The organism is Nesterenkonia sp. HG001 (assembly GCF_034438835.1).
Taxonomy (GTDB): Bacteria; Actinomycetota; Actinomycetes; order Actinomycetales; family Micrococcaceae; genus Nesterenkonia; species Nesterenkonia xinjiangensis.
The window spans coordinates 51517-74722 of record NZ_JAOSZD010000003.1 but is presented as its reverse complement, the minus strand read 5'-3'; the positions used below and the strand labels follow the sequence as shown (position 1 = coordinate 74722).

Annotated in this window: 19 protein-coding genes; 8 read left to right on the top strand and 11 right to left on the bottom strand. The window is 69.9% G+C overall.

Annotation, left to right across the window (positions count from 1 at the left end; genetic code table 11):
• Positions 1 to 2 precede the first annotated feature (2 nt).
• From purM to purD, 4 genes are all read right to left on the bottom strand, one after another.
• A complete protein-coding gene (purM, locus tag ODE13_RS05915) occupies positions 3 to 1160 on the bottom strand; it encodes a phosphoribosylformylglycinamidine cyclo-ligase (protein WP_322478424.1) in 1158 nt (385 codons plus the stop codon).
• Positions 1157 to 2725, bottom strand: coding sequence for an amidophosphoribosyltransferase (gene purF, locus ODE13_RS05910; protein WP_179541171.1), 1569 nt, complete (start codon positions 2723 to 2725; stop codon positions 1157 to 1159). Before purF ends, purM begins: the two co-directional genes overlap by 4 nt.
• Positions 2712 to 3026 (bottom strand): hypothetical protein, encoded by a 315-nt coding sequence (locus ODE13_RS05905; RefSeq protein ID WP_322478423.1) that lies wholly within the window; start codon positions 3024 to 3026, stop codon positions 2712 to 2714. The genes purF and ODE13_RS05905 overlap by 14 nt, the downstream gene beginning before the upstream one ends.
• 67 nt (positions 3027 to 3093) lie before the next feature.
• A complete protein-coding gene (gene purD / locus ODE13_RS05900) occupies positions 3094 to 5304 on the bottom strand; it encodes a phosphoribosylamine--glycine ligase (protein ID WP_322478422.1) in 2211 nt (736 codons plus the stop codon).
• Between the two features lie 49 nt (positions 5305 to 5353).
• On the opposite strand from purD, the gene ODE13_RS05895 reads away from it, so the two are divergent.
• Both ODE13_RS05895 and ODE13_RS05890 read left to right on the top strand, forming a co-directional pair.
• A complete protein-coding gene (locus ODE13_RS05895) occupies positions 5354 to 6436 on the top strand; it encodes an asparaginase (protein ID WP_322478421.1) in 1083 nt (360 codons plus the stop codon).
• 48 nt (positions 6437 to 6484) lie between these two features.
• Positions 6485 to 6850 carry a sterol carrier family protein gene (locus ODE13_RS05890; protein ID WP_322478420.1) on the top strand — a complete coding sequence of 122 codons (366 nt, stop codon included), beginning with the start codon at positions 6485 to 6487 and terminating at the stop codon, positions 6848 to 6850.
• 104 nt (positions 6851 to 6954) lie between these two features.
• Here ODE13_RS05890 and ODE13_RS05885 read toward each other — a convergent pair whose 3' ends face one another.
• From ODE13_RS05885 to ODE13_RS05870, 4 genes are all read right to left on the bottom strand, one after another.
• Complete coding sequence (locus tag ODE13_RS05885) at positions 6955 to 8733, bottom strand: ABC transporter ATP-binding protein (RefSeq protein ID WP_322478727.1); 1779 nt, start codon at positions 8731 to 8733, stop codon at positions 6955 to 6957.
• 184 nt (positions 8734 to 8917) lie between these two features.
• Positions 8918 to 10873 (bottom strand): ABC transporter ATP-binding protein, encoded by a 1956-nt coding sequence (locus ODE13_RS05880; protein ID WP_322478419.1) that lies wholly within the window; start codon positions 10871 to 10873, stop codon positions 8918 to 8920.
• Positions 10874 to 11358: 485 nt separating this feature from the next.
• A complete protein-coding gene (locus tag ODE13_RS05875; protein ID WP_322478418.1) occupies positions 11359 to 12312 on the bottom strand; it encodes a metallophosphoesterase in 954 nt (317 codons plus the stop codon).
• 14 nt (positions 12313 to 12326) lie between these two features.
• Complete coding sequence (locus ODE13_RS05870; protein WP_322478417.1) at positions 12327 to 14606, bottom strand: transglycosylase domain-containing protein; 2280 nt, start codon at positions 14604 to 14606, stop codon at positions 12327 to 12329.
• A 66-nt stretch (positions 14607 to 14672) separates the two neighbouring features.
• Here ODE13_RS05870 and ODE13_RS05865 point away from each other — a divergent pair, with 66 nt between their 5' ends.
• Both ODE13_RS05865 and ODE13_RS05860 read left to right on the top strand, forming a co-directional pair.
• A complete protein-coding gene (locus tag ODE13_RS05865) occupies positions 14673 to 14840 on the top strand; it encodes a hypothetical protein (RefSeq protein ID WP_179541163.1) in 168 nt (55 codons plus the stop codon).
• A 13-nt stretch (positions 14841 to 14853) separates the two neighbouring features.
• Positions 14854 to 15327 carry a RidA family protein gene (locus ODE13_RS05860; RefSeq protein ID WP_322478416.1) on the top strand — a complete coding sequence of 158 codons (474 nt, stop codon included), beginning with the start codon at positions 14854 to 14856 and terminating at the stop codon, positions 15325 to 15327.
• Between the two features lie 111 nt (positions 15328 to 15438).
• On the opposite strand, the gene ODE13_RS05855 is transcribed toward ODE13_RS05860, so the two are convergent.
• Positions 15439 to 16116 (bottom strand): Crp/Fnr family transcriptional regulator, encoded by a 678-nt coding sequence (locus ODE13_RS05855; RefSeq protein ID WP_179541161.1) that lies wholly within the window; start codon positions 16114 to 16116, stop codon positions 15439 to 15441.
• 183 nt (positions 16117 to 16299) lie between these two features.
• On the opposite strand from ODE13_RS05855, the gene ODE13_RS05850 reads away from it, so the two are divergent.
• Positions 16300 to 17478 (top strand): MarP family serine protease, encoded by a 1179-nt coding sequence (locus tag ODE13_RS05850; RefSeq protein WP_322478415.1) that lies wholly within the window; start codon positions 16300 to 16302, stop codon positions 17476 to 17478.
• Positions 17479 to 17485: 7 nt separating this feature from the next.
• Here the strand turns inward: ODE13_RS05850 and aroQ are convergent, their stop codons facing one another.
• Complete coding sequence (gene aroQ, locus ODE13_RS05845) at positions 17486 to 17971, bottom strand: type II 3-dehydroquinate dehydratase (protein ID WP_322478414.1); 486 nt, start codon at positions 17969 to 17971, stop codon at positions 17486 to 17488.
• 302 nt (positions 17972 to 18273) lie between these two features.
• Here aroQ and ODE13_RS05840 point away from each other — a divergent pair, with 302 nt between their 5' ends.
• Entirely contained in the window at positions 18274 to 19086 is an 813-nt protein-coding gene (locus ODE13_RS05840) for a rhamnogalacturonan acetylesterase (RefSeq protein ID WP_322478413.1), read from the top strand.
• 180 nt (positions 19087 to 19266) lie between these two features.
• On the opposite strand, the gene acs is transcribed toward ODE13_RS05840, so the two are convergent.
• Positions 19267 to 21279, bottom strand: a complete 2013-nt coding sequence (gene acs / locus ODE13_RS05835) for an acetate--CoA ligase (RefSeq protein ID WP_322478412.1) — start codon at positions 21277 to 21279, stop codon at positions 19267 to 19269.
• A gap of 278 nt (positions 21280 to 21557) precedes the next feature.
• On the opposite strand from acs, the gene nth reads away from it, so the two are divergent.
• Positions 21558 to 22352, top strand: coding sequence for an endonuclease III (gene nth, locus ODE13_RS05830; protein WP_322478411.1), 795 nt, complete (start codon positions 21558 to 21560; stop codon positions 22350 to 22352).
• A gap of 7 nt (positions 22353 to 22359) precedes the next feature.
• Positions 22360 to 23109: a CoA pyrophosphatase gene (locus ODE13_RS05825; protein WP_322478410.1), complete on the top strand. Its 750-nt coding sequence runs from the start codon at positions 22360 to 22362 to the stop codon at positions 23107 to 23109.
• Positions 23110 to 23206: the final 97 nt, after the last annotated feature.

The following is a 23206-nucleotide window of genomic DNA, read 5'->3' as shown; positions in this document are numbered from 1 at the left end:
GATCAGGAGGCGTAGGCGCCGGTGAGCAGCACGCCGCCGCCGTCGACCCCCTTGGCACCCTGGACGAAGTCCTCGCCGGCACCTGCGACGTCCTCGGGGGAGTACTCGGTGACCTCGCCCATCACCCAGGCCGTCTGGCCCGAGGCGCTCAGCTGGGTGAGGGCCTCGACGGCCTTCTCCGGGGCCACCACGGCCACCATCCCCACGCCCAGGTTCAGGGTGCGCTCCAGGTCCGCCTGGGGCACGCGCCCCAGCTCGGCCACCACGGAGAACACGGCGGGCCAGGACCAGGTGGAGCGCTCCACCGTCGCCATCAGGCCGGCCGGCAGCACCCGGGCCAGGTTCGCGGCCAGGCCGCCGCCGGTGACGTGGCTGAACCCGCGCACCGGCAGGTCCGCGGGCAGCTCGCCCTGAGCCGGGTCGCCGTTGAGCGCCTTCACCAGGTCCAGGCAGGGCGTGGTGTACAGGCGGGTCGGCTCCAGCAGCTCCTCGCCCAGAGTGCGTCCGAACTCGGGCACCTCGCGCTCGTAGCCCCAGCCGGCGGAGGACACCACGCGGCGCACCAGAGAGTATCCGTTGGAATGGATGCCCGAGGAGGCCATGCCGATCACCACGTCCCCGGCGCGGACCCGCTCCGGGCCCAGCACTGCGGAGGCGTCCACCACGCCGGTGGCGGCCCCGGCGACGTCGTACTCATCCTCGGCCAGCAGGCCCGGATGCTCAGCGGTCTCCCCGCCGACCAGCGCGGTGCCGGCCTCCGCACAGGCCTTCGCGATCCCGGAGACCACGGCGGCGATGCGCGCCGGCTCCACCTTGCCGGTGGCGATGTAGTCGGTCATGAACAGCGGCTCGGCACCCATGACCACGATGTCGTCGACCACCATGCCGACCAGGTCGAACCCGATCGTGTCGTGGACGTCCATCGCCTGGGCGATCGCGACCTTGGTGCCCACCCCGTCGGTGGAGGTGGCCAGCAGCGGCCGCGGCAGCGCCTTCAGCGCCGACGCGTCATAGAGCCCCGCGAAACCGCCGACGCCGCCCATCACCGCGGGCGTGTGTGTCGCCTCGATATGAGCCTTCATCAGCTCGACGGCGCGGTCTCCCGCCTCGACGTCGACCCCGGAGGATGCATAGGTGATCGGTGCCGGCTGATCGGTCATGAAGTGGCCTCCGCAAGGGACTGGTCGTCGATGTCGAACTCTGCATCCGGACCCGGCTCGCACGCAGAGGCTGCGGAGGGGTCCATGCCCGGCAGCTCCGGCTGCTCCAGCAGCAGCTTGCCGCGACGGTTCGACGGCGGCAGCTCGATCGGGTACTCGCCCGAGAAACAGGCGGTGCACAGCGTGGAGCGGGGCTGCTCGGTGGCGGCGATCATGCCTGCCTCCGAGATGTAGGACAGCGAGTCGGCCCCCACGGCCTGCCGGATCTCGTCCATGCTGGCTCCGTTGGCGATCAGCTCCGCCCGGGTGGCGAAGTCGATCCCGTAGAAGCACGGCCATTTGATCGGCGGGGAGGAGATCTTCACATGGACCTCCTTCGCGCCCGCCTCCTTGAGCATGCGCACGATCGCCCGCTGCGTGTTGCCGCGCACGATCGAATCGTCCACCACCACCACCCGCTTGTCCCGCACCACGTGCTCCTGCACGTTGAGCTTCAGCCGGATGCCCAGCTGGCGCAGCGTCTGTGAGGGCTGGATGAAGGTGCGTCCGACATAGGCGTTCTTGATGAAGCCCTGGGCGAAGGGCAGGCCGGAGGCCTCGGCGTATCCCACCGCGGCCGGCGTCCCGGACTCCGGCACCGGGATGACGATCTCGGCGTCGTGGGTGTCCTCCCGGGCCAGCTGGCGTCCCATCTCAACCCGGGACTCGTAGACCGAGCGGCCGTTGATGTTGGCGTCCGGCCGGGCCAGGTAGACGTACTCGAAGACGCAACGGGCCGGCTTCTCAGCGGCGAATCGCTGGGAACGGACGCCGTCGGCGTCGATGGCGATGAACTCGCCGGGCTCGATCTCACGGATGACCGAGGCGCCCACGGTGGCCAGCGCCGACTGCTCCGAGGCGACCACCCAGCCGCGCTCCAGCCGGCCCAGCACCAGCGGGCGCACGCCCTGCGGGTCGCGCGCCGCGTAAAGGGTGTTCTCGGTCATGAACACCAGGCAGAACGCACCCTTCAGCGTGGGGAGCAGCGCCATCGCCTGCTCCTCGAGACTGTCGCCCTCCTCGTCCTTCAGCAGTGCGGTCACCAGCGCAGTGTCGGTGGTGTTGCCCTGGGCGAGCTCGCCGAACGACGGCGTCACCCCGCCGTTGCGCTCCACGAGCCTGTCGTAGAGCTCCGCGGAGTTGGTCAGGTTGCCGTTGTGTCCGAGGGCCACGGTGCCGTGCGGGGTCTCTCCGAGGGTCGGCTGGCCGTTGGACCACTGCCCGCCTCCGGTGGTGGAGTAGCGGCAGTGACCGAGGGCGATGTGGCCGTTCAGCGCGGTGAGGGTGGACTCGTCGAACACCTGGGAGACCAGGCCGATGTCTTTGTAGATGCGGATGCTGCTGCCGTCGGAGGCGGCGATGCCGGCCGATTCCTGTCCACGGTGCTGGAGGGCGTAGAGGCCGTAGTAGGCGAGCTTCGCGACCTCCTCGCCGGGCGCCCAGACACCGAAGACGCCGCATTCGTCCTGCGGGGCGGCGTCGTCGTCGAGCAGATTGAAGTTCAGGCGACCGTCAGCGCGGGCCATTCTCGTCGGTCCTCTCGGAGGGGGCGGGGTCAGCGGGGACTGCGCGATACGTGCGAGTCAGCCGGCGCGAACGGCGCTCGAGGAGCAGCCAGGACAGGGCGGCGAGCGCCAGACCCGGCAGGGAGAGCGCAAAGGTCAGATAGCCGATGTTCCCGGCCACGGTGTAGTCCTCCGCCGAGCCGGACACCAGGACCACGACGACGGCGGCCGCGAACGCCACGACCACACCGGCCACGAGGAACGGGACGAGCCGGGGTGTGGGGCGGACCATCACCCGACGGTGCTGCTCGCTGGAGGACATGGACTCCAGTCTACTGGCTCGGCACGGGCCGGAAGAACGTGCGGGGGCTGCGGTCGGCCCCGCGTGCTCAGGCGCCGGAGGTCCGCTGCCCCAGCTCCTCGCCGGTGATCCGCCGGTAGGCGTCCAGGTAGCGCTCGCGGGTGGCGGTGACGACGTCTTCGGGCAGTGCCGGCGGGGCGATGCCCGAGCCGCGCTCCCAGCCGGAGGCGGACGAGGTCAGCCAGTCCCGCACGAACTGCTTGTCGAAGGAGGGCTGGGCCGTGCCCGGCTCCCAGGACTCGGCCGGCCAGAACCGGGAGGAGTCCGGGGTCAGCACCTCGTCGCCGAGCACCAGCTCGCCGGTGGCGCGGTCGTGGCCGAACTCCAGCTTGGTGTCGGCCAGCACGACGCCGGCCTCGCGGCAGGTCTGCTCGGCCAGGCGGTAGACCCGCAGCGTGGCCTCGCGCAGCTGGTCGGCCAGTTCGTCTCCCACCGACGCAGAGAGCTCCGCGAAGCTGATGTTGACGTCGTGTCCGCCCTGCTCGGCCTTGGACGAGGGGGTGAAGATCGGCTCCGGGAGACGGGAGCCGTCGGTGAGCCCCTCGGGCAGTGTGATGCCGGTGACGGTGCCGGATCCACGGTACTCGGCCAGCCCTGAGCCGGTGAGGTAGCCGCGGGCGATGCATTCGGCCTCGACCATCTGGAGATCGCGGCAGATCATCGCCCGGCCGGCCACCGCCGGGGGCACCTCGGTGGAGACCACATGGGTGGCCACTCCGGCCTCGCGCAGCCGCTCGAACCACCACAGGCTCAGCTGGGTGAGCACGCGGCCCTTGTCCGGAATGGGGGTGGAGAGCACGTGGTCGTAGGCGCTGATCCGGTCGCTGGCGACCACCAGCACCACATCCTGCCCGTCCCAGGCGGAGCCGGGGGCGGGGCGGTAGAGGTCCCGGACCTTCCCGGAGACGGCGTGCGTCCAGCCGGGCAGCTGGGCGTGCACACGGATGTCCCCGGCCAGCGCCTTGGCGGCGATGTCGGTGCGGTGCTGGGCGCCCTGCCAGCTGATGCGGTCCACGCCCGCGTAGGAGCGCTGCACGGCCTCGGCCAGCGTGGAGCCGGTGCCGACCACGGCCAGGACGCGCCCGCCGGCGGAGAGCAGCCGCCCCTGCTCGTCCCGGCCCGTGCCGGCGTGCAGCACGGCCACGCCGTCGAGCTCCTCCGCGGCGTCCAGGCCGGAGATGACATCGCCCTTGCGGGGGGCGTCCGGGTAGTTCTCGGCGGCCATGACGACGTCGACCGCGTAGCCGTCACGCCAGTCCAGCTCGCGGTCCGCCCCCAGCGAGCCGGTGGCGCAGTCCAGCAGCAGCCGGCCCAGCGGGGTGGCGAGTCGTTCGAGCACGGCCTGGGTCTCGGGGTCTCCGAAGCGCACGTTGAACTCCACCACGCGCACTCCGCGGGAGGTCACGGCCAGGCCGCAGTACAGCACGCCGACGAACGGGGTTCCGCGGCGGGCCATCTCGGCCACGGTGGGGCGGGCGACGCGGTCCATCACCGTGGCCACGAAGTCGCGGGTGGCGCCGTCGTCGTGGGTCTCGGTGTAGCCGGTCAGCCAGTCCAGCGGCGTGTAGGCGCCCATGCCGCCCGTGTTGGGGCCGGCGTCGCCGTCGAAGATGCGCTTGAAGTCCTGGGCGGGGCTCAGCGGGACCAGGTGCTCGCCGTCGGAGAGCACGAACAGGGAGACCTCCGGGCCGTCGAGGAACTCCTCGATCACCACGGATCCGCCGGCCTCGAAGCAGGCCTGCGCGTGGGCGAGGGCGGCGTCGCGGTCTGAGGTGACCACCACGCCCTTCCCGGCGGCCAGACCGTCGTCCTTGACCACGTAGGGAGCGCCGAAACGGTCCAGGCCGACCTCGGCGGCGGTGAGTTCGGCGGCGTGCACCGCGCCCGCGGTGGGCACGTGAGCGGCCCCCATGACCTCCTTGGCGAAGGCCTTCGAGGCCTCCAGCTGGGCGGCCGCGCCGGAGGGACCGAACACCGGCACCCCGGCGTCGCGGACGGCGTCGGCGACTCCGGCGGCCAGCGGGGCCTCCGGGCCGACGATGACGAGGTCATAGCCGTGGTCGGTGACCAGCTGGGCGACGGCCTCGCCGTCGGAGGCGTCCACCGGGTGGCAGGGGACATCCTGCGCGATCCCGGCGTTGCCGGGGGCCGCCTCGACGTCGGTGACGGAGTCGTCACGCAGGAGTGCTCGGACAATGGCGTGCTCGCGGCCTCCCGGCCCCACAACAAGTACCTTCACGGTCGTCAAGCCTACGGCATGGCGCCTTCCGCCGCCCTAGACTAGCCGCATGAGCGCCGACCACCTCCGCACCGCCCGCACCGCATCCGCCGCCTCCCTCGCAACCCCCGCTCCGGACACTCCGGCTCCGCACACCGCGGCCGCCGCAGAGTCGGCAGAGCTGGCCTGGGTGACCCGGGCCGGGGCCGTGGAATCGCGGCACATCGGCTCAGCGGTGCTGCTCGGGCCCGACGGCACCGTGCTCGAGTCCCTGGGCGCCCCGCAGCGGCCGATCTTCCCGCGGTCCACGCTCAAGCCGTTCCAGGCGATCGCCTCCCTGCGGTCCGGTGCGCTGATCTCGCAGGAGGCCGTGGCGCTGGCCTGCGGCTCCCACAACGGGTCCCGCCGGCACCAGGAGGTCGCGGCAGGGGTGCTCGCCGAGGAGAAGCTCGACGAGTCGCACCTGCGCTGCCCGGCCGCCTACCCCTCCCGGGAGCGGGACCTGGTGGACCACATCACCGCCGGCCGGGAGAAGACCCCGCTGGCGTTCAACTGCTCCGGCAAGCACGCCGCCTTCCTCGCCGCCACCCGCACGCAGGGCTGGCGGCTGGCGACCTATACCGAGGCCCGGCACCCCATGCAGCAGGCGGTGATGGCGGTGCTGGAGGAGTACTGCGAGGAGACCCCCGGAGTCATCGGCACCGATGGCTGCGGCGCTCCGGCGCCGTCGATGAGCCTGACCGGCCTGGCGCGTGGATTCTCCAAGATCGCCTCCGCCACCTCCCGTCGTGACGCCGAGGTCCACGCCTTCACCGTCTCGCAGGCGATGCTCGACTATCCCTGGGCGGTCCACGGCCGCGGCGAGGTCAACACCGTGGTGATGGAGGAGCTGGGGCTGCTCGCCAAGCTCGGCGCCGAAGGGGTGCTGGTCATCGGTGCTCCGGACGGCACCACGGTGGCGGTGAAGACCCTGGACGGCAGCCAGCGGGCCAACAACCTGGTGGCGCTGAGCCTGCTCGCGGCCCATGACGTCATCGACGTCGACTCTCTGGGGGCGGTGCTCAAGAAGATCATCCGTCCGATCACCGGAGGGGTCGACGACGCCCAGGTGGGCAGCATCCGGCTGTCCCACACGGTGCTCGAGCGGCTCTGAGCATACGGGCCGGCCCTGGGGGAGATCAGATCACGGAGACGAGCAGACATGGCACGACGACGCATCACCGCCGAGGTAGGCGCCTCCGCGCTGGATCGCTGGGCCGCATCGCCGGAGGACGTCGACCGCCGCACCCTGGCCACGGCGGTGCGTCACCTCCTGGAGGAGCTGGCGGAGCGGGCGCCGGGGAACTCGGTGGAGGTCCGGGTGCCGCCCTTCGGGGTCACCCAGTGCCTCGAGGGTCCGACACATACCCGCGGCACGCCGCCGAACGTGGTGGAGCTGGACGCCCGCACCTGGCTGGAGCTGGCCACCGGCCGGCTGACGTGGTCCGAGGCACGTGACGCCGGACGGGTCTCGGCCTCCGGCATCCGCGCGGATCTGACCGAGGTGTTGCCTCTGGTACGAGTCTGAGCCGCTCCCTGAGCCCGTTGAGATGGTGCGTTTCCGCCCGAATGGCCATCTGACGGGCCCAGTTCGGGCGGAAACTCACCATCTCAACGGGGGTTCCTCAGGCGTCAGTTGGGCGAACCCATCGTGGCCTCCCACGCGGCGTGCAGCTTGGCGTAGTAGCCGCCGTCGGCGATGAGCTCGGCCGGGGAGCCGTCCTCCACCACGCGGCCCTCGTCGACCACCAGCACCCGGTCGGCGATCGCCACAGTGGAGAGTCGGTGGGCGATGATCAGCGCCGTGCGGTGGCCCAGCAGCCTCTGCAGGCCCTGCTGGACCAGCTGCTCGCTGGGCAGGTCCAGCGACGACGTCGCCTCGTCCAGGATCAGCACCGCCGGGTCGGCGAGGAACGCCCGGGCGAAGGAGATCAGCTGCCGCTGACCGGCGGAGAGCCGACCGCCGCGCTTGTTCACGTCGGTCTCGTAGCCCTCCGGCAGGTCCATGATGAACGCGTGGGCTCCCACTGCGCGAGCCGCGGCGACGACCTCCTCCTGCGGGGCCTCCGGACGGCCGAGCGCGATGTTCTCGGTGATCGTCCCCGAGAACAGGAAGGCCTCCTGGGTCACCATGGCCACGTGCCGGTGATGGTCGGCCACGGCGAGCTTCCGCACGTCGACGCCGTCGAGGGTCAGGGACCCTGCGGTGACGTCGTAGAAGCGGGCCAGCAGCTTGACCAGAGTGGACTTGCCGGCCCCGGTGCGCCCGACGACGGCGACGGTCTGTCCAGCCGGGATGTGCAGGTCCATCTCGTGCAGCACCACCGGGCCCTCTGCGGAGTAGCGGAACGCGGCCTGGGAGAACTCCACCTCGCCGCGGGACTCGTCGAGATGCTCCGGCTCCGGGTCCTCGGTGATCGTGGGCTTCTCCTCCAGCAGCCCGGAGACCTTCTCCAGGGCGGCGGTGGCGGACTGCAGCGCGTTGTAGAACATGGCGATCATGTCCAGCGGCTGGAAGACGCGCTTGGTGGCCAACAGCAGGGCCACGAGAACCCCGACCTCCAGATCGCCCTGCAGCACGCGGAATCCGCCCCAGACGAGCACCGCGGCCACGGTGAGGTTGCCCAGCGCCAGCAGCGCGGGCTGCAGGATGCCGAAGAGCCCCAGGGAACGGACCATGTCGTTGCGGTAGTTCTTCGCCAGCCGGTCGTACTGCCGGGAGCGGGAGGTCTCGCGGCGGAAGGCCTGCACGGCGCGGATGCCGGTCATGGTCTCCACGAAGTGGACGATCATCCGCGCCGAGGAGATGCGGGTCTGCCGATAGGCGACCTCGGAGCGGCGCTGGTACCAGCGGCCCAGGAACACGATCGGCACCGCCGCGGCGACCAGCAGAAGCCCGGAGCGCCAGTCGAGGATGACGATGGAGATCGCGGTGAAGGACATGAACATGAGGCCGGACACCAGCGAGCTGATGCCCTGGTCGAGCAGCTCGCGCAGGGACTCGAGGTCGGAGGTCTGCCGGGAGATGACCTTCCCGGAGGTGTAGTCCTCGTGGAAGTCCAGGCTCAGATGCTGGGTCTTGCGGAAGACCTCGCCGCGGAGGGTGAACAGCATCTGCTGCGAGACCTCGGCGGTCATCCGGGTGTAGGCCCAGGTCAGCACCCCGGCGATCACTGCCGCGGCCACATAGCTGACCCCGGGCAGGATCATCCCGGAGGTCTGGCCGTCGATCATCCGGGGCAGGCCCCAGTCGATGGCCCAGGCGATGATCAGCGGGGTGGCGGCCTGTGCGGCCTGGGCGACCATCACGAACAGCGCGGTGATCAGCAGCTTCAGCCGGACCCCTCGGGAGAGGTGGACCAGCAGCTTCCAGGAGCGGCGTCGGATGAACTTCCGCTCCTCCTTGTCCATGTCGATCTGTTCTTCACCGGCGGTTCCCCGCAGGTGGTCGAAGCGCGGGTCTGACGGGGAGAAGCTGCCATGGCGGATCGCCTCGGGCACGCTGGTGCGGGTCGTCGCGGCGACGGGGTCGACGTCGAAGTCCGGCACCTGCTCATTGCGGCGGGTGGGGCCGCGGCGGCCGTTCTGGGGGGTCTCAGCCACGGGTGCTCACCTCCTCCATGGAACCGGTGTCACCGGTGGTGTCTGCCTCGGTGTCGTCCGTCCTCTGCTCGGCAGGGATCGAGTCCATGATCTCCTCAGCTTCAGGGCTCGTGCTCATCACATCCCGGTACAGGGCGGAACGGTTCAGCAGCTCGTCGTGGGTGCCGACGTCGGCGATCCGACCCTCATGGAGCAGTGCCACTCTGTCGGCCATCGCCACCGTGGAGGGGCGGTGGGCCACGATGAGGGTGGTGGTGCCTTCGAGGACCTCTCGCAGTCGGTGGGTGACGCGCTCCTCGGTCCGCACGTCCAGGGCGGAGAGTGGGTCGTCGAGCAGCAGCACCGAGGGCGCGGCGGCGATGGCGCGGGCCAGCGCGAGGCGCTGACGCTGGCCGCCGGAGAGGCTGAGCCCTTCCTCGCCGATGGCGGTGTCGACGCCGCCGGGCAGGTCCTCGACGAACTCGGCGTCGGCGGTGCGCAGGGCGCGGGCCAGCACCTCCTCGAGCTGATCCGGACGAGGAGCGCCGTCCCGGTCGGGGTGCTGCGGGTCGTCCTCGTCACGGTCGTGGGCGGTTCCCAACAGCACGTTGGCCCGCACCGAGGAGGAGAACAGCGTGGGGTCCTCGAAGGCCACGGCGATCCGCGAGCGCAGGTCGGCCAGGTCGAAGTCTCGCACGTCGACGCCGTCGATCCGCACCGTGCCGGAGGTGACGTCGTAGAGCCGGGGGATGAGGTTCAGCAGTGTGGAGGTCCCGCCGCCGGTGTGGGACACCAGCGCCATGGTCTCTCCGTGCTCGATGCGCAGGCTGACGCCGTCGATCTGGTCGCGCTCATGGGGCTTGGCGTCCGGGTAGCGGAAGTGGACGTCGTCGAGCTCCAGTGTGCCGTGCTCCGGGGCGCGGATCGGCTCCGCCGGGGAGGTGATGGTGTTCGTCGTGTCCATCACATCGGCATGCCGGTCGATGGCGGTCTTCGCGGTGAAGGTCATGCCCAGCAGCATGCCGACACCTTCGATGGGGCCCTTGAGCACTGCTGCGGTGGCGAAGAACGCCGCGAGGGCGCCGACGGTGACCCCGGTGGTGTCCTCGTGGGCGACCTGCCACAGGCCGATGAGCAGGCAGATGCCCAGCACGGTCTCCGGCAGGGTGATCATCACCAGCAGGAATCGGGCCAGGGTGCGTGCCTTGGCGACCTCGGTGCCGCGCAGCCGGTCGGCCTGGCGGACGAAGCCCTTCAGCGCATGCTCGCCGCGGCCGAAGGCCTTGAGCACGCGGATGCCGTGCACCGACTCCTCCACCGAGGTGGCGACGTCGCCCGCCTGGTCCTGGGCGCGCCGGGAGTAGTGCACGAACCGGGTGCGGAACGTGGGCCCGTAGATGATGATCGGGATCGCCGCGGCGAGGAAGACCACGGTCAGCAGCGGGGAGAGCCGCATCATGAGGGCGAACCCGACGATCACGCTGATCACCGATGAGACGAACATGATGGAGCCGAAGGCGAACCAGCGGCGCAGCAGATTCAGGTCTGCGATGGCGCGGGACTGGAGCTGGCCGGCACCCCAGGCTGAGTGGAAGGAGGCCGGCAGGTGCTGCAGCTTCTCGAAGAGTCGGGTGCGCATGGCGCTCTCGGCGTCGGAGGCCGGCGGCAGCACGAAGAATCGACGCAGGAAGAACAGGAACGCCTCCAGCATGCCCAGGGCGAGGATGACTCCGGCCGCCGTCCAGACGGCGGCGGTCTCCGCCCCCTCGGCGAGCACGGAGTTCACCAGCACCTGCAGCACCTGAGGGATGGTGAGTGCCACGATGCCTGCGCCGACTGCGGAGAGCAGGCCCAGGGTCCAGCGCAGGCGGATGCCCTGCAGGTATGGATTGAGGCGCCCCAGCGCCTGCCAGAGGGTGCGGCGGCGTGTGGAACTCTCAGATTCCAGGTCTCGTGATTCTCGTTGCATCGGGCAACTGATCCTAGTCTACGGAGGTCGGCATCGGAACCCTCCGCGTGCGGAGCATTCCTGGGACTGGGGCGCTGTGGTGCGCGGGCGACTTCAGCGGCGCAGCACTGTCCCCGTGGCGGGCTGCGCTCCATGGCGGCAAGGACGACGGCGTCACGGTCGGTCCGCTCGGGTGCGCCCGTGGGCGCAGCAGCAGGCGGTACTGACTCACGGCGGAGGCCGACGCCGCGAGCGTTCTTGCGTCGCACCCTGCGGCCTGGGTCGGCGCCGCGAGGTCGATGTCGCCGGTGCTTCTCCCAGCGCTGGCGACGTCGTATCCATTCCCGTCGATCCGCGCGTGATCCCGTTCCTCGCAGAACAAGCGCGCGTCAGGAGTGCCCGTGTGACACATACTACTCCTGGCCGGTGACAGACGCTTCCGCATCGCTCGGACCTGCGACGCCGTCGTTCCCGGAACCTCGCGCGCCGGGTGGGGACGGGGCAGATCAGCGCTGAGGGAAGAGGTCGAGCACCGTCGCCTCCGGCGGGCAGTTGAAGCGCACCGGTGCGGTGGCGGAGGTGCCGATCCCGGCCGAGACGTGCAGCGGCACATCGCGCCCGGTGGCTGAGGTGACCGTGGAGAGGCCTTTGGCCTGCGCGGTCGGCAGGTCACAGTTGGTGGTCAGCGCCCGTCCGCCCGGCAGACAGACCTGGCCGCCATGGGTGTGCCCGGAGAGGATCAGATCCGCTCCGGTGTCGGCGAAGCGGCCCAGCACGCGTGACAGCGGCGCGTGCGCGACCCCGAGTCGCAGTGACCGGTGCGAGGCCACTCCGCGGGGCCACCCGGCGAAGCTGTCTCGATCGATGTGTGGGTCGTCCACTCCGGACAGCAGCACCGCATGCGGACCGAGCGTCATCGCGTGGTGGCGATTGCGCAGACTCACCCAGCCCGAGGCGTTGAAGCCGGCGAAGAGTCGGCGCCACGGCAGCTCCGGGCGGTTCTCGCTGTGCCGTGAGGGTGCCACCAGATAGGCCAGCGGGTTCTTCAGCCGGGGCGCGTAGTAGTCGTTCGAACCCGGTACGAACACTCCGGGGAACTGAAGCAGCGGCCCCAGCGCCTCCAGCACCTCGTCCACCGCATCCGGGTGGGAGAGGTTGTCCCCGGTGTTGACCACCAGGTCCGGCTGCAGGTCCGCCAGTGACTGCAGCCAGGCGAACTTCTTCTGCTGCCCAGGCACATAGTGGATGTCTGAGATGTGGAGGATCCGGAGCGGCCCGCGGCCGGCCTGCAGGATCTCCAGCTGCTCGTACCGAGTGGTGAACCGGCTCAGGCCTACTCGATTCGCATAGCCCACCAGGCCGACGCCGAGGACGGCGCCGGCTGCGGCCGCGCCGGCGCCGAATCTGCTGAGAACGCGCAGCGCGGAGGGCAGGGTCGCCTCAGGCGTCGACGGGCTCATCAGCGGCGCCCTGCTCAGTCGTCGTCCGAGTCGGAATCCGAGTCGGAGTCAGAGTCTGAGTCAGAGTCCGAGCCGGAGTCCGAGTCGGAGTCGTCGTCCCCGGCATCTCCGTCGTCCACGTCCGGGACGTCGTCGCTGTCGGAGCTTCCTCCACCGGTCTCCCGTCCGTCGTTCTCCCAGGAGTAGCGGTCCGAGGACTCCGGGTTCTCCCAGGGGGAGTCCTCTGGCTCGGGGAACTCGTCGGTGGAGTAGTCAGGGGCCACTCGGTTCATGTAGTCCAGCCACAGCGGTCCGGCGATGAGCGAGCCCCAGACGTCCTCGAAGAGCACGCCTCCGATGGTCTGGCCGTTCAGCGAGTACCTCTCATGGGAGCCTTCGGGGTTGCCGACCCAGCTGGCGGTGGAGAGCCCTCGGGAGTATCCGATGAACCAGGTCGAGGTCTCCGTGTTGTTCGTACCGGTCTTGCCCGCCATGGGGAACTCCGGGTCGCCGTCGGCGGTCCGGTCCTCGGCGATGCGGATCAGGGTCTCGTTGAGTTCGGCCACGACCTCCTCATCGATGACCTGCTCGCAGTTCGCCTCCGGGACTTCGTAGGTGTTGCCGCTGGTGTCGGTGATCTCGGTGATCGCCCGCGGACGGCAGTACTCGCCGTCGTTGGCCAGCGTCGCATAGGCGTTGGCCTGCACCAGCGGGGAGACGTCGTAGGCGCCCAGGACGAAGGACGGGTTGGCGGGGTTCAGCTCCGAGCCGTCGTAGGCGTTGCGGTACCCCACGCGGGTCATCAGATCCGTGATGTCACACAGGTCGAGCTCGTGGGCGGTGGCCACGGTGGCGGTGTTGATGGACCAGTACAGGCCATAGTCCACCGTCATCTCCCGGTGCATGTCGCGGATGACGTTCGCCGGGTCCCAGGGGTCGGTGTTGCGTGCGATCCCGTTGTCCAGGCAGGTGGCCTCCCATGAGGTGTAGGCCGGATACTCTCCGTGCCCTGCATCGATCATGTCGGACATCGAGTTGCCGTCCTCCAGCCAGGCTGCGGCCACGAACGGCTTGAGCGTCGAGCCTCCCTGGAAGCCCCGGCTGCCGCCGAAGGTGAAGTCGGAGCTGTAGTTGACGAGCACGCCGCCGTCGTCCTCGGGTCCGTACTCGGAGTTCTGCGCCATGGTCTTGATGTTGCCTGTGCCCGGCTCCACCGACACCAGCGACGACGCGGCACCTGAGGGGTCACCGGCCGGGACTGCGTTCCGCGTCTCCTCCTCGGCGACCTCCTGGGCGTCAGGATCCAGGGTGGTGGTGATCTGCAGCCCGCCGCGCTCGAGCAGCTGCTGGCGCGCCTCGCGGGTCGGGGCGATGTCCGAGTTGCTGAGGTAGGCCTCCACGACGTAGTCGCAGAAGTAGTTGCCCATCTCGGCGTGGTAACACCCGGCGTTCTCCGGATCGGGGTCGAGGCCCAGGTCGGACTCGACGGCCTCGTCGTACTCCTCCTGGGTGATGTAGTCGTTGCGGAGCATCGCCGAGAGCACGGTGTTGCGGCGGCTCTCCGCCGCGTCCGGGTTCACCAGGGGGTTATAGCCGTTGGGGTTCTGCACCAGGCCTGCGAGCGTGGCGGCCTGGGCGATGTCCAGCTCGGCGGCGGGGACGCTCCAGTAGGCCTGGGCGGCGGCCTCGACGCCGTAGTTGCGACCGCCGAAGAGCACGATGTTCAGATAGCCCTCGAGGATCTCGTCCTTGGTCATCTCCTGTTCGATGGACACGGAGAGCTTCATCTCGCGCAGCTTGTCCGCGTAGGTCTTCGTGCCGGAGATGGTGGTGCGTTCCCCGCGGAGCGACTGCGCGTTGATGAGCACGTTGTTCACGTACTGCTGGGTGATCGTGGAAGCGCCCTGCTGCGAGTCCGAGGTGACGTTGTGGACCATCGCGCGACTCAGACCGCGGGCGTCCACGCCGCCATGTTCGTAGAAGCGCTCGTCCTCGATGGCGATGATCGCGTCACGCATCGGCTCGGAGATGTCCTCGATGCCGACCGGCTTGCGATTCTCGGCGTAGAACTGCGCAAGCTCCGTGCCGTCCTCGGCCAGGATCTTCGAGGGCACGCTCAGGGGCTCCTCCAGCAGTTCAGCCGGGAGCTCCTCCAGCATCTGTGAGCCGGCAGTGGCTGCCGCACCGCCGGTCGCGGCCAGGGGGAAGATGAGTCCCGCGGCCAGCACACCGCACAGCGCACTCACACCCAGGAAGGACATGATCTTGCCGAGTGTGGTGGCAGTGTCGAAGAGGGGAGACTTACGTGGCGCCATAGGCTCCATGGTAGCCGGGATGGTCAATTCCGTCCCTGGACGGATGCTGGGGGATAGGCTGGACGCATGACTTCAGTGACCCAGTGGGAATACGCGACCATTCCGCTCATCATCCACAACACCAAGGCCATCCTGGACCAGTGGGGCGAGGACGGCTGGGAGCTCGTCACCGTGCTGCCCGGTCCGGACGGCAATGCGCCTGTGGCCTATCTCAAGCGTGCGAAGAACGGCTGAGAGGAGCTGACCCATGGCTGAGACCACCAGCACTGTGGAAGCCCGGCTGGCCGACCTCGGACTCAGCGTCCCCGAGGTGGTCCCTCCCGTGGCCGCCTACCAGCCCGCCGTCGTCGCCGATGGTGTGGTCTACACCGCCGGCCAGCTGCCCCTGGTGAACGGCGAGCTGCCGCTCACCGGCAAGGTAGGCGCCGAGGTCACCGCGGAGCAGGCCCACGACCTCGCCCGCCAGTGTGCGCTGAACTGCCTTGCGGCGCTCAAGCACGCCGTGGGTGATCTGGACCGCATCACGCGCATCGCGAAGGTCGGAGGCTTCGTGGCCTCGGACCCGAGCTTCACCGGGCAGCCCACAGTGCTCAACGGTGCCTCCGAGCTGTTCGGGCAGGCATTCGGCGACCTCGGTCAGCATGCCCGCAGCGCCGTCGGCGTCGCCGTCCTGCCGCTGGACACCCCGGTCGAGGTGGACGTCATCGCGCACTTCCGCTGAACCGTCCTGAGCCCCTGAGGCATGCACGTCAGGGGCGAAGACACATCAGGCACGAAGAAGGGGACCGGATGATTCCGGTCCCCTTCTTCGTCGGCAGCCTCGGCGCTGTGGTCAGCGGGAGCGCTGGCGGATGCGCTGAATGTCGAGGATCACGACGGCGCGTGCCTCCAGACGCAGCCAACCGCGCTGGACGAACTCGGCCAGCGCCTTGTTCACCGTCTCCCGGGAGGCGCCGACCAGCTGGGCCAGCTCCTCCTGGGTGAGCTCATGGGCGACGAGCACCCCGTCCGGAGCCGGACGTCCGAAACGGTCCGCCAGGTCCAGCAGGGCCTTGGCCACACGGCCGGGCACGTCGGAGAAGACCAGGTCGGCCAGCGACTCGTTGGTGCGCGTCAGGCGCTTGGCCAGGGCCTGGAGCAGCTGCACCGAGACCTCCGGGGTGGAGGTGATGATCTCGCGCAGGCTCTCGTGCCGCAGGCCCGCCAGGCGGGTCTCGGAGACGGCCGTGGCAGTGGCTGTGCGCGGTGCGGGGTTGAACAGCGCCATCTCGCCGAAGATCTCACCCGGGCCGAGCACGGCCAGCAGGTTCTCGCGGCCGTCCGGAGTGGTGCGGCCGAGCTTGATCTTGCCCGAGATGATGAAATAGAGCTGGTCGCCCTGATCACCTTCGTGGAAGATGGAACTCCCACGCGCAAGGTCCACCTCGGAGAGTTCCGCGGTCAGTGCGGCGAAGACGTCGTCGTCGACAGTCGCGAACAGGGGTGCGCGACGCAGTACTTCAAGATCCATGGTCTTCCGTTCTTCCTCTCCGAGATGCATGCTTTCTCGCTGGTAAGAAAGTATCAGGTCAGGGGCGAACTGGGAAACGTCCAGGATAGCCTCGGCGCGGCTCCGAGCGCGCATCCAGGCCCTGTCAGGCCGGTGTGTCATCCTGGTGGCTGCCGCCCAGCCCCTGCTGAGAGGAGCCCAGAGATGGGTGTCACCCTGCTCGATGTGATCCTGGTGCTCGTGCTCCTCGGATTCCTGATCGCCGGCCTGCACAAGGGAATCTGGATCACCGTCGGCGGCATCGCCGGGTTCCTGGTGGGAGCCGTCGCCGCGTTCTTCGCGATCCCCCTGGTCGCCGGGTGGGTTCCCGACCCGCTGTGGCGCATCATCGCGGTGATCGCCGCCGCGATCGTGCTGGTCGTCGCCGGCCACGCGCTCGGCACCACCGCGGGGGCCGAGGTGCAGCGGATGTTCCGCTCACCGGCGCTGCGCACCCTGGGATCGCTGATCGGCGGGGCGCTCAACGCCGTCGTCGCCGTGGTCGTCATCGCCGCGCTCTCGCTCTCCATCGGCGCCATGGGGTTTCCCCAGGTCAACCAGCACATGCGGCAGTCCTCCGTGCTGATGGGCATCACCTCGGTGATGCCCGAGCGCGCTGAGGCGTGGATCGCGCAGATCCGCAGCACGGTCATGGAATCGGACATCCCCGAGCTCACCCAGACCCTGGTGCCCGAGAGCGACGAGACCCCGGATGCGCAGGACCTCAGCGGAGACGCCGAGCGCGCCTCCCAGTCGGTGGCGAGGATCACCGGAGTCGCCGACCAGTGCGGGCTGAGCCAGTCCGGCTCCGGCTTCGTCGTCTCACCCACCCGCGTGGTGACCAACGCGCATGTGGTGGCAGGTGTGGTGGAGCCGACCGTGGAGCTTCGTGACGGGCAGGTGGTCTCGGCCCGGGTGGTGCACTTCGACGCCTCCGAGGACCTCGCGCTGCTCGCTGTGGACCCCGTGGACGCCGCGCCCCTGGAGGTCGGCGAGCCCCTCGACGCCGGCGAGTCCGGCTTCGTGATGGGCTACCCCGCCGGAGGTCCGTTCCAGGCGGGGACCGCAGTGGTCCAGGCCCGCGACGTCTCACAGGTCAACAACATCTACGGCAGCGCCCCCGCCGCGCTGGAGATCTACCAGCTCAACGCCGACGTCCGGCAGGGCAACTCCGGCGGACCGCTGATCGACGGCGACGGCGACGTCGTCGGTGTGGTCTTCGCCCGCGCGATGGAGGGCAGCTCGGTCGGCTTCGCGCTCACCGCAGAGGAGGCCGGCGAGGTGCTGACCGGCCCGGACGCCTACACCGAGACGGTCTCCACCGGTCAGTGCGTGGAGCGCTGAGCCCCGGTCAGCGGCGGAGCGTCGTGGCCAGCAGCTCGATCGCGAACCTGTAGCCGCGCACTCCGGCGCCGGCGATCACGGCCTGCGCCAGAGAGGAGACGTAGGAGTGGCGGCGGAAGTCCTCGCGGGCGTGCACGTTGGACAGGTGCACCTCCACCAGGGGCAGTCCCACCGCCCGCAGGGCGTCGGCGATGGCCACCGAAGTGTGGGTGTAGGCGGCCGGGTTGATCACGATGCCCGCGGCCGTTCCGCGGGCTGCCTGGATCGCGTCCACCAGCTCGCCCTCGTGGTTGGACTGCACGACGTCGACGGCGAACCCGAGCTCCGCGGCGGAGGTCCTGCAGAGCTCGTGGATGTCCTCGAGGGTCTCGGCGCCGTAGATCTCCGGCTCGCGGGTGCCCAACAGGTTCAGGTTCGGCCCGTTGACGATCAGCAGACGTCCGGCGCCGGAAGCGGCACCGGTCTCGGCGGAGGCGCTGGTCTCTGCACTCATCTTCGGCTCCTCTTCAAGGGTGGCGTGCGCAGCGGGAGGCGCGCACGGTCAGGCGCCGGGCCGGTCAGCAGGACGAGGCCCTGCCCAGCCCGGTGCCCTCAGCCTAACGGCTGGCGGGATGTGAGCCTGACGGCGCCGTTGAGTCCTGACGCGACTCATGCTGTACCCATCCAGCATGACCTCTGCCATATGCGGCCGAATCCCGATAGCGTGTCGAGACGTCACAGGCAGTGACGCACCTCATGGCCCCGGTGTGGAGTCGCCGCCGGAGTCGCCGCCGAGCTCGCAGAGGAGACTCGACCATGTCCCCCACCGAGCCTCCCGAGGGCCGCGGCCTGGTTGTCTTCGTCGTCGGAGATTCGACAGCCTCGGTGTACGAGCACGCGATCCGACCTCGGGCCGGCTGGGGTCAGGCGCTGCCGCTGCTCATGGGACAAGGTGCACGGACCTTCGACTACGCGTGGTCGGGGGCCTCGTCCAAGAGCTTCCACGATGCCGGCAAGTTCGATGTCGTCCTGGACCTCATGCAGCCCGGGGACGTGCTGCTCATCTCCTTCGGCCACAACGACTCCAAGACGGAGGACCCAGATCGCGGCACGGACCCCGACACCACCTATCGGGAGTACCTGACCCGATATGTGGACCGTGCCCGCGAGCAGGGCGGAATCCCGGTGCTGGTGACTCCCGTGGAACGCCGACGCTTCGACGACGCCGGCCGGGCCCGTGACACCCACGGCGCATATCCGCGTGCCATGCGGGAGCTCGCCGAGACGCTGGAGGTCCCGCTGGTCGATCTCACCGCCTCCTCGAAGTCGCTGTGGCAGCAGCTCGGCCCCGAGGGAACTCTGGAGCATTTCATGCACCTGGCCCCCGGGAGCCACCCGCAGCACCCGGACGGGGCCCAGGACGACACCCACTTCCAGGCCGCCGGGGCACTGGCCGTCGCCCGGCTGGTGGCCCGCGGGCTCGTGGAGCGGGGCATCGTCGGCGGCAGCTGGTTCACCCGGCTGGAGCAGGAGATCGATCCGCTGGGCGAGCTGCACTGGCCCTCCGAGCGGCCCCTCGGCGATGCCCGCATTATGGCGGTGGGGCCCGGCCATCTTCGACGACGGTGAGTTCACCTCGACGGCGGCCCGACGCGCCGTCCACCTGAGGCGCCGCCGGCACCCCATCTCGAGGGCACCCAGGCCGACGCCGCCGCGCTGCTCAGTCCTGCGGTGCGCATCGCGCGCGGCGGCTGAGCAGCACGGCCCCTGACCCTGCGACCCGCATTCCCCGAGCCTCGCAGCTGAGGCTCAGGTGGCGGCGCCGTGCTTGGCGCGCATGTCCTCGGCGATCTGCAGCATCACCGAAGGGTCGGCCAACGTGGAGGCGTCACCGGCCTCACGGCCCTCGGCCACGTCCTTGAGCAGACGGCGCATGATCTTCCCGGAGCGGGTCTTCGGCAGCTCCGGGACCACCAGCACGTTGCGGGGCTTGGCGATCGGGCCGATCTCCTTGCCCACGTGGGTGCGCAGCTCCTGTTCCGTCTGCGCGGGGTCACCGCCCTCGGCGTCGCCGCGCAGGATGACGAACGCGACCACCGCCTCACCGGTGGTGGCATCCTTCGCGCCCACCACGGCAGCCTCGGCCACCGCCTCGTGAGAGACCAGCGCAGATTCGATCTCCGTGGTGGAGAGTCGGTGGCCGGAGACGTTCATGACGTCGTCCACCCGGCCCATCAGCCAGATGTCCCCGTCGTCATCGGTGCGGGCGCCGTCACCGGCGAAGTAGACGTCCCCGAACCGTGACCAGTAGGTCTCCTGGTACCGCTCCGGGTTCTTCCAGATGCCGCGCAGCATGGCGGGCCACGGTTCCTTGACGACCAGCAGGCCGGCCTCGCCCCTGCCCAGCGGGGTGCCCATCTCGTCGACGACGCCGATCTCCACGCCGGGCACCCCTGCCTGGGCGGAGCCGGGCTTCGTCGCGGTCACCCCCGGCAGTGGGGCGATCATGTGGGCACCGGTCTCCGTCTGCCACCAGGTGTCCACGATCGGGGCGGGGTGCTCCTTCGATGCGTTCCCGGGGCCGTTGTTCGCCCCGATGACCTCGCGGTACCACATCCAGGCCTCGGGGTTGATGGCCTCGCCCACGGTGCCGAGCACCCGCAGGCTGGAGAGGTCGTACTGGTCGGGGATCTCCCGGCCCCACTTCATGCAGGTCCGGATCAACGTGGGTGCGGTGTAGAACTGGGTGACCCTGTACTTCTGCACGAGCTCCCAGAGTCGGCCCTTGTGCGGAGAGTCCGGGGTGCCTTCGTAGACCACCTGGGTCGCGCCGTTGATCAGGGGGCCGTAGACGATGTAGGAGTGCCCGGTGACCCAGCCGACGTCGGCGGTGCACCAGTAGACGTCGGTCTCCGGCTTCAGGTCGAAGCTGTCCCGGTGGGTCACCGCGGTCTGGGTGAGGTAGCCCCCGGTGGTGTGCAGGATGCCCTTGGGCTTCCCGGTGGTGCCGGAGGTGTAGAGGATGAACAGCGGGTGCTCGGAGTCGTGGGGCACGTAGTGGTGCTCGGGCGACTGCTGCGGCACCAGATCATGCCACCAGGTGTCGATCTCGTGGAACGCGGTGTCCTCGCCGTTGCGGCGGACCACCACCACGTTCTCCACGGTGTGGCCGGGGGCGGCGAGGGCCTCGTCCACGGCCGGCTTCAGAGCCGAGGGCTTGCCGCGGCGGTAGGAGCCGTCGGCGGTGACCACGAGCTTGGCCTCGGCGTCGTCGATCCGCGAGCGCAGCGCGTCGGAGGAGAACCCGCCGAAGACCACCGAGTGGATGGCGCCGATGCGGGCGCAGGCCAGCATGGTCACGATGGTCTCGGGGATCATCGGCATGTAGATGGCCACCCGGTCGCCCTTGGCCACGCCGAGGGACTCGAAGGCGTTGGCCGCGCGGGAGACGTCGTCCTTGAGCTCCGCGTAGGTGATCGAGCGCGTGTCGCCGGGCTCGCCTTCGAAGTGGATCGCCACGCGGTCCCCGACGCCGGCCTCCACATGGCGGTCCACGGCGTTGTAGGCCGCATTGACCTCGCCGCCGACGAACCACTTCGCGAAGGGGGCCTCGGACCAGTCGAGGGTCTCGCTGAAATCGGTGTCCCAGCTCAGCACGGAGCGGGCCTGCTCGGCCCAGTATCCGAGACGGTCTGCCTGTGCCTTCTCATAACGGTCTGCCGTAGCCACGGCGTTCGCGGCGAAGTCTTCGCTCGGCGGGAACGAGCGGTTCTCCTTGAGCATGCTGTCCAGCTGGTTGTCTGCCGGGGGAGTGGGGGTCATGCGCTGTCCTCCTAGGGTGCTCCAGGTGCGTCGCAACGCGGTGTGCCGCCCGGTGACCCCCGGGTCGGCCGGTGCGCGCGACGCCGTCCGACACCTTCCTGTGTCGCCGATCACAATACCGCGCGGCGGGCGCCCAGGGCGAGGTGTCACTCACCGTATGACACAGCACACAGCATGCTGACCTGGAGTTTTTCACGAGCGGTCGTGATGAGCGGTAGGTATTCTGCGACGAGCGGTTTCCTGGACGGCTCCCTCGCGCCTGCCGAGGCACCCGTAGAATGGCCTCGATGATGCGCGAGGAGACCCCGCTGGCGACCACTCGCCGCGTGCGGAAGATCAACCGGGTGCTGGGCGAGACCTACCCCTACGCCGTGGCGGAGCTGGATTTCGAGAACCCCTTCGAGCTGCTGGTCGCCACGGTGCTCTCCGCCCAGACCACCGATGTGCGGGTGAACCAGGTGACGCCGTCGTTGTTCTCGCGCTTCCCCGACGCCCACGCCATGGCGGTGGCCGATGAGCGGGAGCTCTCCGAGCTGATCCGTCCGACCGGCTTCTACCGCGCCAAGGCCCGTTCCCTGCTGGGCCTGTCCCAGGCGCTGGTGGAGGAGCACGACGGCGCGGTGCCCGGCCGACTGGACGCCCTGGTCAAGCTGCCCGGAGTGGGCCGCAAGACCGCGTTCGTGGTGCTGGGCAACGCCTTCGGCACACCAGGCCTGACCGTGGACACCCACTTCGGGCGGCTGGCCCGCCGTCTGGGGATGACGGACCAGGAAGACCCGGTCAAGGTGGAGCGTGACGTCGCCGAGCTCTTCGAGCCCAAGGACTGGACGATGCTCTCCCACCGACTGGTCTTCCACGGACGCCGGGTCTGCCATTCCCGACGCCCGGCCTGCGGCGCCTGCCCCATCGCCCGATGGTGCCCGTCCTACGGGGTCGGCGAGGTGGAGCCGCAGGCGGCCCGCGAGCTGCTTAAGTATGAGCTCGCCCCTGGCAGGGAAGAGCTGCTGGAGAAGATGCGTGCCGGGTGGACCCGCCGGCAGCTGCGTGATGAAGGGCATCCGCTCAGTGCATGAGTCTGGTGTGCACGCGTCGATGGTCGATGAGCTGAGCCGGCTCGTGGCCTCTGCGGGCGAATATGCCGTGAAATGGCCGGAGGCGGCTGAGCTGGGCGGCTGGTGGTGGACACCCGAGCCCGCCACGACGCCGCCGGCCGAGCCGGCGATGCTCCCCGGCGAGGGGCGGGAGGCAGCAGTGCTGGTGCTCTTCTGCCTGGGGCCGAGCAGTGGTGCCGGGACGGCGGCTGCGGGGGCCGGCGACGTCGCGCCACCCTACGTGCTGGTCACCGAGCGTTCCCGCAGCCTCGCCAAGCACCCCGGGCAGGTGGCGTTCCCCGGTGGAGCCGTCGAGGCCTTCGACGCTGACCCGACGGCCGCCGCGCTGCGGGAGGCCCACGAGGAGATCGGCCTGGAGCCCTCACGGGTGGAGGTCATCGGGCAGCTTCCGCCGGCTCCCGTGCCGGTCAGTGGATTCATGGTCACTCCGGTGGTCGGTGTGGTCCGGGAGACGGGAGTCCTGGTCCCGCAGGTCGGCGAGGTGGAAGCGGTCATCCGCGTGCCGGTGCCTCAGCTGGTGGACCCGGTCAATCGCAGCACCTCGGTGATCCATCGCCACGGGACCACTCATCGTGCTCCGGCATTCCTGGTGGGCGGCACGCTGATCTGGGGCTTCACCGGGATCCTGCTGGACCGGATCCTCAGCCGGCTCGGCTGGGAGGAACCCTGGGACCAGGAGGCCAGCGTGGACCCGCGGGAGTACCAGCCGCTGTTCTGATCCCCCGGCAGGGGCCGCCGCCGCAGGTGCCGTTCCTCCACAGATCCTCCGACACACCCGGCTCTCCACAGGCGCCGCAGGCCCCCTGGTCCGGGTG